Genomic DNA, 15,490 nt, shown 5'->3' with positions numbered 1-15,490 from the left:
ATGGTCTTTACGTTTCTTTCATCGAAAGCTGGACCAATTCCTATGCGAATCGTTCGCGTTGCTTCCGCAATAGTTCTCACCGTGATTCCTCTGCTGATTCCGGGCGCGGTGGCGTCGGCGCAACCGGCTGATCAGGAAGCCAACCGATTCACGTTCGCCGAATTGGGCCTGGGGCGATCCACCACCGTCGATCCGACCGGAGAGCGCACTCGGCTGACAGTGCCGTCCCCCGTGGGCTCGGTGCCGTCGACCCTCAGCGGTGTGCTGACCACACCGGCCTGGCTCGACCGTGGATGGGTCGACGTCGAATCGGCCGGCCGGCCGATCGCCCGCATCACCCTCGACAACGCGGCACCGACAACCCCGGTATCGATTCCTCTCGCCGCAGCACAGACGGTCGACGGGGTGATCGCGCTCGACCTGATCCCCTCCTTGATCCCCGACGATCGGTACTGCCCGGATCCGGCTTCGGACGCGGTCCGGCTCATCGACGCGTCCGTCGACTACGCAGGGCAATTCGCTGTGCCGGGCACTGTCGCGGAATTTCTGCCTGCCCTGCTGCGCAAGCTCACGGTGTTCGTTCCGTCCGATCCGGATCGCGACATGATCACCGCAGCAACAGTTGTGGCGACATCGATAGTCCATCGCTACGGATCGCAGCCGGTTCAGGTCGTCGTGCGGCCGGACAACGAGCTGCAAGGAGCTGAGCCGGACGGTCCGCTCGAGAGGTCGGTGGTCCTGGCGAAGAACTCCGACGCCGGTGCCGAGCTGATCTATCCTCTCGAGCAGGCCCCGCCGCGCATGTACCTCACCGGTACCGGGTCGGATCTGAGCGATCAGGCCCGCCTGATCACCAGCGATCTTTCCGAGATTGCGGTGGCCACCTCTGCTCTGGCAGGACCATCCGCCCCGAAGGCGCAACTGGCACCAGAATCGATCACGCTCGACGATCTCGGGATCGGCACGGTGACCGGTTCGGGCGGTGCCACAGCGACCGCATCCATCGCGATCGATCAGACGCGGCTCGGCCGGTCTGCATCGAACATGTCCGTGCACCTGATCGGCAGCTACACGCCGGGCGCAGGATCGGTGCGGGCCACGGTGAACGGTTCACCGCTCGCAGTGTGGGAGGCCGACGACACCGGTCGGCTCGATCGATGGATCGACATTCCCGATTCGGCACTGTCCCGCGTCGAGACACTCGACATTGCCGTCGACCATCCGCTGACCACCGGCAGCGGTGGTTGCTCCGCTGCGGCCGATACGAGTGTGACCGTGGATGGTTCGAGTCTGGTGCGGTCGTCCGATTCCTCGACGCCGGCCCCGCTGGGAATGCGATCGATGCCGCAGGCGCTGATGCCGAAGTTCGAGATCGCGCTCGCCGACGAGTCCTATGTGGGAGTCGTCCGAGCGGTCACGATGGCAACCGGACTGCAGCGTCTGTCGAGTCTGCCGCTCGTGCCGGAGGTCGTGTCGATGGATCAGGCACTCGACGGTAGTGGCCCCGCACTCGTGATCGCACCGGCGTCGGATCTGCCGGACACGGTAACGCTTCCGCTGTCCTCGATCGACGAGACGACATTCCGGATCGCGAACCCGGACTCCGCCGGCGGTCCGACCGAACTGACGATCGATACCGATCGGCCATTCGCGACGGTGCAGGTCACGTCGGTTCAGGACAGCGCGGTCCTGGTCGGCTCCTGGAACTCGACGCCGAACGAATTCGACGCCATGCTGTCCTGGCTCGATGCCGATCCCGCTCGGTGGTACGCACTGGACGGCGACATCGTATTCGCTGCGCAGAACACCGAACCGATGTCACTGTCGAGCGCGGCACTGTCCGGTAGGGACGAGCCTGCTGCCACGTCCGACGCCCCCTCCGACCGAACGACTGTGCTGATCGTGGGAGTCGGTCTGGCCGTACTTGCCGTCGCCGGAGTGGTCGCTCTGGTCGTCACACGTCGAGCGCGCCGGTCGACGACCGAGCCGAGTCGACACAGCGGCCCGCAATGAGCGTGGACGCCGAGCTGCCGGGGCCCTTCACGCGGTTCAGGTTGTCCCGCAGCCCGGTCGACGTTCTGGTTTTTCGTTGGTCTGTCCTGTTCGTCTGTGTGGTGGTGGCGTTCTTCTCCACCTGGGTGCGGCTTGCTCAGGAGGCAGCCGACGGCGCCATCACCGCGTATGTCTTCGTGCTGCCGCTGCTGGCCGCGGTTGCGGCTCAGGGTGTGGCGCGGCGCAGAGCCGACGAGCTGCCGATCCACGACCGTCAGACCGACAACATCGTCGGCGGCCTGGCGTTGCTGGTCTCCATCGCCATCAAAGCTCTCTGGTTACCCCGGTACGCAGACCAGTACGAACTGGCCCACTTGGATGTCTTGGCGGCGCTTGCCTTCGTCTTCGGTGGCGCGATCCTGATATTCGGACTCCGGCCGGTCGGTCGCTTCTGGTCGGTGTGGCTCTTGCTGCTGGCGTTGAGTCCGCTGGGCTACCGGCTGGTCGCAGTCGCGCTGGACGGCGGCCGATTCGCGTATGCACTGGTGATGGTGTTGGTAGCCGGCGTCGCTGGTGCGATCGCGGTCGGGCGAACGAGGCGCCGTGGATGGCTGGGCTTCGGGTGCACCGTCGCGTCAGGGTCCGTGGTCGCCGCTCTGATGCTGACGCTGTGGCCGGGAATCGACATCGTCTGGTTGCAGCTCGTTCCCACCGTGGGTGCAGCGGTGGTCATGGGACTCGTCTTCTACGGCATTGCCCGCCGCGGCCGGTTCGAGGCGCGTCGTCCGCGCAGCATCGGGTTGCCCACGGCGAAATGGTCGCCGAGCTCGAAGATCGTCGCGATTGCGGCGGCGGTCGTTCTTGCCCTCATTCCCCTACCCAGCCGTCCGGACATGGCGTCGGTGGCAGGACCACCCGGTGCGGCATCGGTTCCCTTGGTTCCGCCGGCCGGTTTCAGCGAGATCGATGTGCAGGAGTTCGATTGGGTACGTGCGTTTTTCGGAACACGGTCGACTCTGACTCGGCAGACGATGCGCGCCGACGAGGGTAACTCCGCGTGGGATCTGCGGGCCCGGCCGAGGACGGTGGTGGTGGATGTGTTGTCGACCACGAATCGGGCGAGTCTGGCCGTGTATCCGGAAAGCACTCTCTACCGGCTGTCCAACACCCGAACGAGCCATCCGCTGACGATCGATCTCGGTCGCGGGGTGACGGGTTCGCTGTACACCGCCGTCAGCGACGCTCTGTTGCTCACCTGGACCAAGCTGGTCTTCCATTGGGAGCGAGGCGATGTGATTCAGCGCGTGACCATCATCAGCGTCGACAACCACGACGAGGATGCGGTGTTCCCGCAGCCGATGCCGTCTATGGCGTCGAACCTCGGGACGGCCGTCGGTACGTTCCTGCGCGGAAATGCCATATCCATCGACGATGATCCGGAGTACAAGGACCGAGACCTGCTCACCACCTTCGGTACCGGGTTGGTTCGCCAACAGTGGACCCCGGCGAACGGTGCGCCGCAATGACCCCGACTCCCCAGGGGAAGCGGCCGACTCCCCCGCGCGTCGGAACGGAAACCGCGGAGTTCCGAGCAAGCGCACTGGACGACGCGATCAACGGGCTGGCCGATCGAAATCCGTTGGCTTCTGCGGCAATTGCTTTCGTTCCCTGGCAGAAGTACGCGGCGATCGGGGCTTTGCTGCTCCTGCTCGCCTGTGGAGTGATCGCCCCGGTCGGGACACTGCTCGCTGTCACGGTCGTCTGCACCATCGGGTACCTGCTCGCGATGATCGACCGTCTACTGCTGTTCGCGCGTGGTCTGGACGCGTCGGCGATCGTCACGGTGACCGACGATGAGGCCAGGGCCGTGCCCGATGATCGGTTGCCGTACTACACCATTCTGGTTCCGGCGTACGACGAGCCGGAGGTGGTGGGTGACCTCATCGCGGCGATGACCGGCCTCGACTATCCCGCCGAGAAGCTGCAGGTTCTGTTGTTGCTCGAGGAGGACGACGAGGTGACCATCGAGGCGGCCGCGCGCAGCGGCGTCAGCGATCTCGTGGACGTGGTTCTGGTGCCCGCAGGCGACCCTCGCACCAAGCCGAAAGCATGCAACTACGGATTGCATTTCGCCACCGGGACCATCGTGACGATCTTCGATGCCGAGGATCTGCCCGAGAGACTGCAGCTGCGTCGCGTCGTCGCGGCTTTCGAGCGGCTGCCCGACACCGTGGCGTGCGTTCAGGCAAAGCTGGCGTTCCACAACGGATCTCAGAACCTGCTGACCGGTTGGTTCACTGCGGACTATGCACTGTGGTTCGGGTACCTGCTGCCGGGTCTGATGGCCAGCACGTCGCCGATCCCCCTCGGCGGAACCTCCAATCATCTTCGACGCGATGTCATCGACGAAGTGGGGGCCTGGGACGGCTTCAACGTCACCGAGGACGCAGATCTCGGCGTCCGCATCGCGGCCTCGGGCTACTCGACGGCCGTACTGGACTCGACCACCCTCGAAGAGGCCAACAGCGATCCGATCAACTGGGTCCGCCAGCGCTCCCGTTGGTACAAGGGCTATCTGCAGACGTGGTTGGTGCACATGCGCAGACCGGTCGCGACGGTTCGTGCCCTCGGGCCCGTCGGCACCTACCGATTCACGTTGTTGCTCGCGGGAACTCCGATCACCGCGTGCATCAACATGGTTTTCTGGTTCACCACGGCGGCATGGATTCTCGGCCAACCCGCGTTGGTTGCCGAGCTCTTTCCGCCGTACATCTACTACTTCTCGTTGCTGTCTCTGGTGGTGGGCAACATCGCCACGATCTACATGTACCTGATCGCGAGCCGAGAGAGCGACAACGCCTACTTGCTCGTGCCGAGCCTGACGATGCCCCTGTACTGGGTGATGATGAGTGTGGCGTCCATCAAGGGCTGTTGGCAGTTGGTCCGCAATCCCTCCTACTGGGAGAAGACGTTCCACGGCCTGTCCGGGCCCGCCGCGGACCCTGCAGCCGACGAAGTGAAGACCACGTGAATCGGCGCACTCCGTGGACCGTCTTCGGCAGCGCGCTGGCGGGCTACCTTGCGGTGGGACTGACACTGAGCCTGCACTTCGGCTACCTGCTCGGGGACGCGTTGTCGCGGACCTCGGCCGCGCAAGCAGTGCTGCTCAGCCGTGACCCGCACGTGTCGGCGATCGGTTTCATCTTCACGCCGTTGACAGCCCTGGCACAGTTGCCCGTGGTCGCTTTCGCGTCGTGGTGGCCCGCGATCACGCGGTGGAACATCTCGGGCATCGCGGTATCGGCAGTGTTCATGGCCGGTGCAGTGGTGATGATGCACGGAATCTGTCGAGACCGCGGACTGCCCGGTCGTCACCGCCTCCTGATCACCGTCGTCTTCGCGATCAACCCGATGATCGTCTTCTACGGTGCCAACGGCATGAGCGAGGCAGGCTTCCTGTTCTTCCTCTGCTGGGCCGTACGGCGATTGATTCGGTGGGTGAACACCGACGACGTCCACGATCTTCTGCTGGCAGGCGTCGCCTTGGCGCTCGCGTTCCTGGCCCGCTACGAGGGCGTCGTCCCGATAGCTTTCGCCGCGATTCTGGTGGCAGTCGTCACCGTGCTTCGGAAGGGACGTCCGTACTGGAAAGAGATGCGGCGCAGAGCGATTCTCGACGCTGTGCTCGTCGCAGGTCCCGGTACAGCGGCGTTCCTGGTCTGGATCACCACGAGCTGGCTGATCACCGGTGAGGCGCTCGCCCAGCTGTCTTCGAGCTACGGAAATGCTGCGATTCTGACGCAGTCCGGTGGCTCCAGCGGTGACCTTCTCAGTACCAGCCTGTTCTCGCTCGGTGCCGACGTCGCGTTGGGACCGACGTTGTTGGTGGCGCTGCCGTTCGCGGTGGGGCTGGCTGTGCGTCGACGAGACCTCGAATTCGTGGTCGCACCCCTGCTTTTCGGCGGTGTGCTCGGGTTCCAGGCCGCGAGCTACATCACCGGCTCGACGTTCGGGTTCCTGAGGTTCTTCATCTGTGCTGTTCCGCTGGCTGCCGTCGTTGTGGTGCAACTGTTTCCGGCTGCCGGAGACCAGCCGACGCGGCGAGCGGGCGCCTTCCGTAGGCACCGCCCCGTGCTCGTGCCCCTCCGTTCTGCCGCCACGTCTGCCGTCGTATTGCTCTGCGCACTCGCGCTTCCGGTGACGGGATGGGCGATGCTGCAGCCGACGTTGTCCAGCCAGCAGTACGCCCTCGGCCGCCTCTTCGACGAGGATCCTTCGGCCGACGATCCCCAGGCGATGGCGGCGCGACGAATCATCGATTCCTTCTCCACCGAACGTCGACTGGCGTCCTACCTCGACAACCAGGGCCTACCCGAGGGTTCGATCCTCGTCGACACCGTCTACGGATTCGCTGTTCTGGCGGCCTCGCAGCATCCGAAGCAGTTCGTGGTTCCGTCCGATCTGGACTTCACCGAGACCCTGAACGACCCGGAATCCGCGGGCGTGCGCTACCTGTTGACGGTGCCCAACGAGGGTCGCGGAGTATCCGATGCCGTCAACCGGCGTTATCCCACGATCTACGACAATGGTGCCGATCTGTATCCACTGGTTCTCGAAGTGCCGAACGACGGAGCAGATCAACCGGATTGGCGTCTGTACCGGGTACCGAGCTGACGACGGCTCGCTACAGAACCTGCGACAGGAACGTCTTCAGTCGATCGGTGTGCGGATCGTCGAACAACTGCTCCGGCGTTCCGGTTTCGACGGCACTGCCGTGATCCATGAACAGCACCTTGTTGGACACCGAGCGCGCGAAGCCCATCTCGTGGGTCACCACCACCATGGTCATGCCGCCCTCGGCGAGGTCGGCCATCAATGCCAGCACTCCCTTGACCAACTCGGGATCGAGAGCGGAGGTGGCCTCGTCGAAGAACATGACCTCCGGCTTCATTGCCAGAGCGCGGGCAATGGCAACGCGCTGCTGTTGGCCGCCCGAGAGATTGCCCGGACGCGAGTCCGCCTTGTCGGTCAGTCCCACCAGTTCGAGTTGATCCATCGCCGCCGCGCGGGCAGCCTCCTTGGACAGGCCGAGCAACTTCTGTGGGCCGAGCGCAATGTTGTCGGCAACACTCTTGTGCGGGAACAGGTTGAACTGCTGGAACACCATGCCGATACGCTGGCGCAGCTTGTCGGGATCGTCCTTCAGAACCGACTTGCCGTCGAGCAGAATGTCGCCCTGCTCCGGCTCGTGGAGTCGGTTGAGGGCACGCAGCAGCGTGGATTTGCCCGACCCGGACGGGCCGATGACCGTCGTGGTCGTGCCGGCCGGGACGTCGATGCTCACCCCGCGCAGCACCTTGTTGGTGCCGAACGACAGGTGAATATCCCTGCCTTGCAATGAAACACTGCCTACGGGCGAAACAGAAGTCATGTCAGCCTCTTTCCACGACGACGGCCTGCTCCACCGGATCGAGCGTCTGCTCGGCCTTACCGGTGCGCAATCGCTTGTCGATGTAGTTCACGAGATGGGTGAGCGGCACGGTCAGCACCAGGTAGAACAATCCGGCCGCGACGAGCGGAGACAGGTTTCCGGTCTGCGCGTTGAGATCTCGACCGACGGCGAACAGCTCACGCTGGGTGGCGAGCAACCCGAGGAAGTAGATCAGCGACGAGTCCTTGATCAGCGAGATGAACTGATTCATCAGAGCCGGCAGGACGCGTCTGACACCCTGCGGGACGACCACGAGGTTCATCGAACGACGACGGCTGAACCCCAGTGCCCGTGCGGCTTCCATCTGACCGGCCTCGACGCTCTGGATACCGGATCGGAAGATTTCGCCGATGTACGCCGCGGCGAGCAGAGACAGTGCCGCTGCGCCGAGCCAATACGGGTTGCCGCCCGTCAGACCCTGCACCACCGGTCCGATACCGAGTCCGATGATCAGAATGATGACCACCGCGGGCAGTCCGCGGAAGATGTCGGTGTAGACCCGTGCAGGCCAGCGCAGCCAACGCGTGCGCGAGAGGCCCGCCAAGGCCAGCAGCATGCCCAGGACCGTACCGATGATGCCCGACGCCAACGCCAGAATCAGCGTGTTCGGCAGACCGACCTTGAACAGGTCGGGGATGGCCGACTTGTACAGCGACCAATCGAAGAACGTATCCCCCAGCTGCGCCAGCGTGGATTTGGGTTGCACGGCAACGGCTTCGGGAGCGTTCGCATCGTTCTGAGCTGCGATGGCCGCGAAGTCGGGTAGCTCCGGCTGTGGGGCGGCCTTGCTACCGGGCTTGAAGCCGTCGGGCAATTCGCGCGGGACCCAGTCGGAGTAGAGGGTGGCCCAGGTACCGTCGGCGATCACCGCGTCGAGCCCGGAGTTCAGGGCGTCGATCAGCGGTTGATTGTCGCGGGCGACGGCCCAGCCGACGAAGTTGTTCAGCGAGAACGTGTTCTGCGTGATCGCGGTGCCGTCCTCGGGCTTGACCAAGCCCTCCGCCTGCTGTGACGGGGCGACCCATGCGTCGATCTGGCCGGTCTTGAGATTGGCGTAGGCGGTGTTGTAATCGGGGAACTTCACCGGATCGAGGCCGAGCGTGTTCACCACGTAGTCGTCCTGCACGGTGCCCTGCACCACGCCGATCCTGGTGCCCGGGTTGAGGTCCTCGAACCTGGTGATCGGGCCGCCGGCCTTCGCAACGAGGGAGAAGTAGCCGAAGTCGTAGCCGTTGGTGAACCCGACGGTGTTCCGGCGCTCGTCCGTTGTCGTGATCGAGGACGACCCGACGTCGAAGCGGCGGCCGGCAACCTGCGCGAGCAGGCCCGAGAACTCGGTGCCCGAGAAGTTGATCTGCAGGCCGAGCTTCGCAGCGACGGCCTTCAACAGTTCGTTGTCGTAGCCGGTGTACTCGCCGGCCGAGTCCAAGCAGATGCTGGGCGGGGCGTCGGACAACGTGCCGACAGTGAGGACGCCCGGCGTCGCCAATCCGAGGGAGCCCGTGTCGATCCGGTCCAGCGGAGTGACGTTCGCTGTCGTGTACTTGTCCTCCGTCGCGGCAGCGGCCGCGGCATCGAAGTTCGTCGGCGTCGACGACGCGCTGTCGACACCGGGAGGGGCACACAGGTCGGTGGGACCTGCAGCCGCCTGATCGTCGGAGGACGACGTGCCACACGCAGCGAGCGTGAGTGCCATCAACAGTCCGAGAACGAGAACCACGAGCGCGCGTGAAGCGCGTACGGCAACCATGGACAAAACCCTAAGCGGACCAGGGCCCACTCACCCAAACGGGCGTCGCGCAAGGGTTTCGCTCAACGAACTGCAGTGACGTGTCTCTACTTGTGCGAGTCCCGCCACGCGATGGCATCGCCGAGCTCCGTGAGGTCGTATTCGGGGCCTCCGGTACCCACGGTGAACAGCGTTGCTCCGGCGTCGACGAAGTCCTGAGCGGTGTCCGCGCCCGGCCACGAGACCGATCGAGTGATGCCCGAGACGTCGCGCCCGACGGTCGTGCCGTGCTCGGCGAGGATCTCCGACTTGCGCTTCAACGCCTCGAGGTCCGCGAAGCTGTGCCAGATGTGCGCGTACTCGGCCACCATCTTCAGCGTCTTCTTCTCACCGCCGCCGCCGATGAGGATCGGGATGTCGCGGGTGGGTGCCGGGTTGCCGACGTCCAGGCGGTGACGGATTCTGGCCAGGCTCTCTTTCAGCAATGCCAGACGCGAACCGGCCGTGCCGAACTCGTAGCCGAAGTTGTCGTAGTCCTTCTCGTTCCAGCCGGCACCGATGCCGAGGATCAAGCGGCCGCCGCTGATGTGGTCGACGGTGCGCGCCATGTCGGCCAGCAGGTCGGGGTTTCGGTAGCCACCGCCGGTGACGAGGGCACCGATTTCGACGTTCGACGTCTGCTCGGCCCAGGCGCCCAGCATCGTCCAGCACTCGAAATGAGCACCGTCGAGATCGCCGTACAACGGGTAGAAGTGATCCCAGTTGAAGATGATGTCGACGCCCGCATCCTCCGACCGCAACACGGCGTCGCGAATGAGTTGGTAGTCGGGAGCGTGCTGGGGCTGAAGCTGAACACCGATCTTGACGGTCATGGGGGTCTCCTCGTCGTGTGGGCTGCGTCTCCCATGATGCACCCGAATACGCCTAGCCGATGCGGACGCCGCTCTCGGCCATCATCGCCCGCAGTACGAACCCGGCCTCGGAGCCGACGATCTCGCTGACGAGGGTGATGTAGCGATCGACGAATGCGCCTCCGTGTTGCTGCTCGTCCTCGTCTGCGAAGTGGTGCGCAAGCTCGTGCAGAACCACCAGTTCTCGCAACGCCCACGCTCTGTTGCCGTGATGCAAGGGAACGGCGATGGTGGCCGTGTCCGGTTCGTAGTGCGCGGCACCCGAGCCCGACCGAGCTCGGACGGTGATCACACGACCGGCGTCGGGCCACGTGGCTGCGACCCAATCCAGTGCCAGGACCGCGTCGATGTATGTCTGCACCGATTTCAGCGACGCGAACTTGCGCTCGATCGGCAGCGTGATCTGCGAGCCCATCACCTGCACAACGCGAATGTCACGCTCCTCGGCGCGATCGAACATGGTGCGCACCAACTGTTCGGCGTCGTACACCGCGGACCGCTGCGTGTCCCTCGCCCTGCTCACCCGGTCAGCCTAATTTGTATCGCCCGCTCGCCTCGCCTAGTGTCTTTATCGACAACGATTGTCGAAGTCGTTCCCAGTTCCAGCGTTCAGGAGATTCCGTGATTGTCGTCGACGACCTCTGCATCGACGTCGGACGCACTCGCATCGTCGACGGCGTCTCGTTCGAGATACCTGCCGGTCGACGCCTGGGCTTGCTCGGCGCCTCGGGTTCGGGCAAGTCCTCCATCGCGTCTGCTCTGGTCGGATGTTTGCCGCCGGGCCTCACGTGCTCCGGTCGCGTTGTGGTCGACGGCCACGACGTCGCAGGCGTTCCGACGCCGCGGCGGCCCCATTCGGCGCGTCCGGGAATGGTGTTCCAGGATTCCGCGACCGCGCTCAATCCGATGGTCACCGTCGGCGGGCAGTTGCGCACTCGCGACGCTGCCGCCCTGCTGGAACGAGTGGGTTTGCGCGACACCGCACGCATTCTGGCTTCACACCCGCTCGAACTGTCGGGCGGCCAGCGTCAACGAGTCTGTATCGCAGTGGCATTGGCGCGACAGAGCTCGCTGGTGATCGCCGACGAACCGACGACCGCGCTCGACGTGGTGAGCCAGGCACGCGTTCTGCACGCTGTGCGAGAGGTCCCCTCGCTGCTGCTGATTACCCACGATATCGCCGTGGCCGCGCAAGTGTGCGATCACGTGCTGATCCTCGATTCCGGCCGGATCGTCGAATCCGGTTCCACTGCAGACGTACTGAAGAATCCGCAGTCGGCATCGACGCGGCAGATGATCGACGTGGCGAGGGCAGCCGATCCGTTCCGTCAGCTGGTTGCGTCGTGAGAATGGACGAGCCTGCCGGTGTGGTGGCCACGGCGGTCACGAGGCAGTTCGACCGAAACGGCACGTCCCACACCGCCGTGGATGCGGTCTCGTTCGCGGTATCACCGACCGCCCGTATTGCGGTGGTCGGCGAATCCGGCTCCGGTAAAACGACGTTGCTGCGTCTACTGCTCGCCGTCGATGCACCGACTGGCGGAAAGATCGTTCTCGATGGGCAGCCTGTTCGACCCGGACCGGCACGGACGTTGCGGTGGTTCCGCCGTCGCGTGCAGTACATCCCGCAGGACCCGGCGACCAGTCTCGACCCGCGCCGCAGCGTCCTCGACCTGGTTGCCACGCCGCTACGCCTGCTCCGCGTCGAGGGCGATCACCGCGCCACGGCGAGCAACGCGTTGTCGGCCGTAGGACTCGATGCGCGGTTCCTCGCTCGCCGGCCGGCCGAGCTGTCGGGTGGACAGAAGCAACGCGTCGCCATCGCACGAGCGGTGGCCTGCGCGCCGCAGTACTTGATGGCGGACGAACCCGTCAGTGGTCTCGACCCCGACCTACGAGAGCAGGTGCTCGACGTCCTGGCCGGCCTACCGGGCGCGTTGCTGATCGTCAGCCACGACCTGTCGGCCGTGGCGCGGCTGTGCACCGACGTCTCGGTGATGCACGCCGGCCGCATCGTCGAAACAGGCACTGTACGAACCGTTCTGACCCAACCCCAGCACCGACACACCAGAGACCTGATCGACGCCGTCCCCCGGCTCCCGTAAGAACACCAGGAGTTATCTTGACCAGCAACATGTTCCGCATCGGCGCCCTCGCAGCAGTGGGCACGCTGACGCTCACCGGATGCTTTTCCGCCGGTTCCACCTCCTCCGACGACGGCGAGGGTCGCGTGCGCGTCGCGATGCTGCAGCCGCCGCGTTCAGGATTGTCCCAGTTCAGCGACGACGCCTTCAAGCTCTCGCGCTGGTCCACAGCGGAAACGCTGATCGTTCTCGACGATCTGGGTGAGGCCGAGCCAGGTCTGGCGACCGCGTGGAACCGCGTCGACGACCGCACCTGGAACTTCGACATCAGGCCCGACGTCACGTTCCACAACGGCGCTGCGCTCGATGCGGCGGCCGTCGTGACTGCACTGACCGCCGCAACGCAGTCGGCACCCAAGCCGCGCATCCTCGACGGAGTCGAGATGACGGTCACCGCGACCGACGAAGACACCGTGGCCGTGACGACCGACAACGTCGATCCACTCGTGCCGCAACGACTGTCGAGCCCGCAGTTGGCCATCCTGGCACCCGAGGCCTACTCGACGGGCAGCAGCGATCCGATCGGAACCGGCACCGGGCCCTTCGTGTTGAAGGCCGTGAACGGCACGTCGACAGCAACTCTCGACCGTTACGAGAACTACTGGGGTGAGCCGGCGAAGGTCTCGGGCATCGACGTCGACTTCGTTCCGGACGGAACGGCCCGCGCCGCCGCGCTGCGCAACGGCACAGCCGATGTGGTGGAGGCAATTCCGGTGTCGCAGGCCTCCAACGTAGACCAGGCTCTCGTGCACGAGGTTCCCATGCCGCGCACCAACACGCTGTACCTGAACACCGTGTCCGGGGTCTTCGCCGACCCGGCCATGCGCGCAGCCGCACGGGAGTCGATCGACCGCGACCGTCTGGTCGACCAGGTGTACGAGGGCCGCGCCGACGCCGCGAACGGACTGCTCGGCCCGGCTCTGCCGTGGGCCGCCGACCGTCCGGCGCGTACGCAGACCCCCGCCGGCGACGCCGCAGAGAAGAAGATCACCCTTGCGACCTTCACCGATCGGGCCGAACTCCCCGAGGTCGCGGTGCTGCTGCAGCAGGAGCTCGAAGCCAAGGGCTTCGTCGTCGAACAGGTCGTGCGGGAGTATCAGTTCATCGAAACCGATGCTCTCGCCGGTGCATTCGACGCCTTCATTCTTTCCCGCGCCACCGTGCTCGACTCCGGCGACCCGGCCGCGTACATGTATTCCGACTTCGCTTGTGAGGGATCGTTCAACATCTCGCAGTTCTGCGACCCGCAGGTCGACGCCGCGCTCGCCGACGCCGCAGCCACCGATCCCGGCGACGAGCGCCGCACCGCCATTCTCGAGGCCGAGAAGCTGATCCTCGAGAAGGACGCCGCGGTGCCGCTGCTGCACGAACGCGTCATTCAGGGCGAATCCGAGAACGTGACCGGAGTCGCCCGCGATCCACGCGAGCGCACGTTGATCACCAACCAGACCGCCTTCGAGTAGGCAGTGAGAACGACTGTCTCACGGCTGCTCTCGGTGGCGGGCGTCGTACTTCTCGTCGGTATGCTGCCGTGGTTGTCCGACCGAGATCCCGCACTGAGCATTCTGCGGGCACGCTCTGCCGAGCAGGAGGCAACACCGGAGGCCCTGGCCGCCATTCGCCGCGACCTCGGCCTCGACGCCGGCCCGCTCCGAATGTTCTGGAACTGGCTCACCGGCATCGCGTCGGGAGACCCCGGAACATCCTGGAACACCGGCAAACCCGTCCTGCCCGGCGCGCTCGAGGCGCTGTCCGTCTCGCTGACTCTGATGGCGTTCGCAATGGTCGTCGCAGCCGTCACGGCGGCCCTCGTCGTCGTGCCCAGCATGCGGGCGGGTCTGCGCGACACGCCGAAACGTACCGGCGGAAGCGTCGCCGCTGCCCTGACGTCCCTGCCCGAGTTCCTGCTCGCCTCGGTACTTGTGGTCGTCGGAGCAGTGTGGTTGTCGTTCCCGGCGTATGGGTGGAACGGACCGGAGTATGCGGTGTTACCCGCACTGGCACTGGGCCTTCCAGCAGGTGGCTTGATCGGTCGCCTCCTCGCCGACGCGGTGGCCGTCACCTTCACGGAGGGATGGGTCATCACGTGGACGGTCGCCGGGTTCTCTCGGCGGCAGATCGCCGGCGCGGTGCTGCGCCGCGCGCTTCCGAGTATTACGTCGCAGATCGGTCTTGTCATGGTCGCCATGACGGGCGGAGCGGTGGCCGTCGAAAAGGTTTTCGCCATACCGGGATTGGGTCGTGCCACCCTCGGTGATGCGCAGTCTCAGGACCTTCCTGCCCTGCAGATCGACATTCTGCTTCTGCTGGCGGTCAGCGCTGCCCTTGGTATCGCTGCAGAACTTGCCCGACGGTTGCTCCTCGGCAGCGCTTTGCACGAGAAGGCGATGCCCATCCCGTCCGGTGTTTTCCATCCGTCACCGCGTCGGTGGTTGGCGCCGATCGGTGCCGCGTCGGTCCTGTTGGTCATGGTGCTTGCCGGGCTCCCACGCAACGGCCAGGCGACGACGAAGGAGAAGTTCGCGGCTCCATCCCTTGCCTACCCGTTCGGAACGGACGCGTCCGGGCGAGATCTGTTGGCCCGGGTCGCCGACGGCGCACTGCGGTCGATCGGACTCTCACTGGCGGTCACGCTCGCGGCGCTGGTGGTCGGTGTGCTGTTGGGTCTCATTCCGCGCGCGTCGAGGGGCCTGGTCGAGGTGACCAACGCGGCACCGCCGGTGGTCACCGGAATTCTGATCGCGGCGATCTGGGGTCCGAGCGCAGGCGGGGCGGCCGTCGCGGTCCTGATCGTCACGTGGGCTCCGCTTGCGGCGCACACCGCCGCGCTCGTCGAGGAAACCCGCGCTCGGCCGTACATCTCCATCCTGCCCACGCTCGGGGCAGGCAACGGAAGAATTCTGCTCGGGTCCGTCGTCCCCGCTGTGGTTCCGGTAGTGCTGCGGCACGCCATGATTCGTCTGCCCGGAGTCGCTCTGGCCCTGGCCGCACTCGGATTTCTCGGTCTCGGACCGCAACCGCCGACGGCGGACTGGGGGTTGATCCTGTCCGACGGCGTCGCAGCGGTCGAGCGAGCACCGTGGGTGGCGGCAGCTCCGCTGGCGTCGTTGATCGCCCTCGCCGTTCTCGCTGTATCTCTCGCGGCGGCCACGTCGGGTCGAGTGAGGTCGACCGGTAGCGTCGTCGAGAAAGTCGATGCAGGAGGGCGCAGTACATGAGCGCG

General features: G+C 65.4%; 12 protein-coding genes. 8 read left to right on the top strand and 4 right to left on the bottom strand.

The genetic code is table 11. From position 1 onward, the window contains the following. The first annotated feature begins 81 nt into the window (after positions 1-81). Genes CH286_RS08205 through CH286_RS08190 form a run of 4 tightly spaced genes read left to right on the top strand, consistent with a single transcriptional unit; the run spans position 82 to position 6,666 of the window. Positions 82-2,013 carry a hypothetical protein gene (locus CH286_RS08205; RefSeq protein WP_141215814.1) on the top strand — a complete coding sequence of 644 codons (1,932 nt, stop codon included), beginning with the start codon at positions 82-84 and terminating at the stop codon, positions 2,011-2,013. Then, entirely contained in the window at positions 2,010-3,518 is a 1,509-nt protein-coding gene (locus CH286_RS08200; protein ID WP_141215813.1) for a hypothetical protein, read from the top strand. The genes CH286_RS08205 and CH286_RS08200 overlap by 4 nt, the downstream gene beginning before the upstream one ends. Further along, entirely contained in the window at positions 3,515-5,023 is a 1,509-nt protein-coding gene (locus CH286_RS08195) for a glycosyltransferase (RefSeq protein ID WP_094609090.1), read from the top strand. The genes CH286_RS08200 and CH286_RS08195 overlap by 4 nt, the downstream gene beginning before the upstream one ends. Further along, positions 5,020-6,666, top strand: coding sequence for a glycosyltransferase family 39 protein (locus tag CH286_RS08190; protein ID WP_094608905.1), 1,647 nt, complete (start codon positions 5,020-5,022; stop codon positions 6,664-6,666). The genes CH286_RS08195 and CH286_RS08190 overlap by 4 nt, the downstream gene beginning before the upstream one ends. Positions 6,667-6,676: 10 nt before the next feature. Here the strand turns inward: CH286_RS08190 and CH286_RS08185 are convergent, their stop codons facing one another. The 4 genes from CH286_RS08185 to CH286_RS08170 form a co-directional block, all read right to left on the bottom strand. Then, positions 6,677-7,423 carry an amino acid ABC transporter ATP-binding protein gene (locus tag CH286_RS08185; RefSeq protein ID WP_094608904.1) on the bottom strand — a complete coding sequence of 249 codons (747 nt, stop codon included), beginning with the start codon at positions 7,421-7,423 and terminating at the stop codon, positions 6,677-6,679. A 1-nt stretch (position 7,424) separates the two neighbouring features. Beyond that, positions 7,425-9,233, bottom strand: coding sequence for an ABC transporter substrate-binding protein/permease (locus tag CH286_RS08180; RefSeq protein ID WP_032402742.1), 1,809 nt, complete (start codon positions 9,231-9,233; stop codon positions 7,425-7,427). Between the two features lie 86 nt (positions 9,234-9,319). Next, positions 9,320-10,084: an LLM class F420-dependent oxidoreductase gene (locus tag CH286_RS08175; protein ID WP_032402743.1), complete on the bottom strand. Its 765-nt coding sequence runs from the start codon at positions 10,082-10,084 to the stop codon at positions 9,320-9,322. A 52-nt stretch (positions 10,085-10,136) separates the two neighbouring features. Then, positions 10,137-10,646, bottom strand: coding sequence for a TIGR04338 family metallohydrolase (locus CH286_RS08170; RefSeq protein ID WP_037152056.1), 510 nt, complete (start codon positions 10,644-10,646; stop codon positions 10,137-10,139). A gap of 98 nt (positions 10,647-10,744) precedes the next feature. Between CH286_RS08170 and CH286_RS08165 the strand changes: the two genes are divergently transcribed. Genes CH286_RS08165 through CH286_RS08150 form a run of 4 tightly spaced genes read left to right on the top strand, consistent with a single transcriptional unit; the run spans position 10,745 to position 15,485 of the window. Then, positions 10,745-11,470: an ATP-binding cassette domain-containing protein gene (locus CH286_RS08165; protein WP_176458183.1), complete on the top strand. Its 726-nt coding sequence runs from the start codon at positions 10,745-10,747 to the stop codon at positions 11,468-11,470. Between the two features lie 2 nt (positions 11,471-11,472). Continuing rightward, positions 11,473-12,228, top strand: a complete 756-nt coding sequence (locus CH286_RS08160) for an ABC transporter ATP-binding protein (RefSeq protein WP_094608902.1) — start codon at positions 11,473-11,475, stop codon at positions 12,226-12,228. A 17-nt stretch (positions 12,229-12,245) separates the two neighbouring features. After that, positions 12,246-13,730: an ABC transporter substrate-binding protein gene (locus CH286_RS08155; protein ID WP_255182608.1), complete on the top strand. Its 1,485-nt coding sequence runs from the start codon at positions 12,246-12,248 to the stop codon at positions 13,728-13,730. A gap of 3 nt (positions 13,731-13,733) precedes the next feature. Continuing rightward, positions 13,734-15,485 carry an ABC transporter permease subunit gene (locus tag CH286_RS08150; protein ID WP_217902911.1) on the top strand — a complete coding sequence of 584 codons (1,752 nt, stop codon included), beginning with the start codon at positions 13,734-13,736 and terminating at the stop codon, positions 15,483-15,485. Positions 15,486-15,490 lie beyond the last annotated feature (5 nt).

This window comes from Rhodococcus sp. WWJCD1 (assembly GCF_002258735.1).
Classification (GTDB): Bacteria; Actinomycetota; Actinomycetes; order Mycobacteriales; family Mycobacteriaceae; genus Rhodococcoides.
This window is presented reverse-complemented; position numbering and strand designations above follow the sequence as displayed.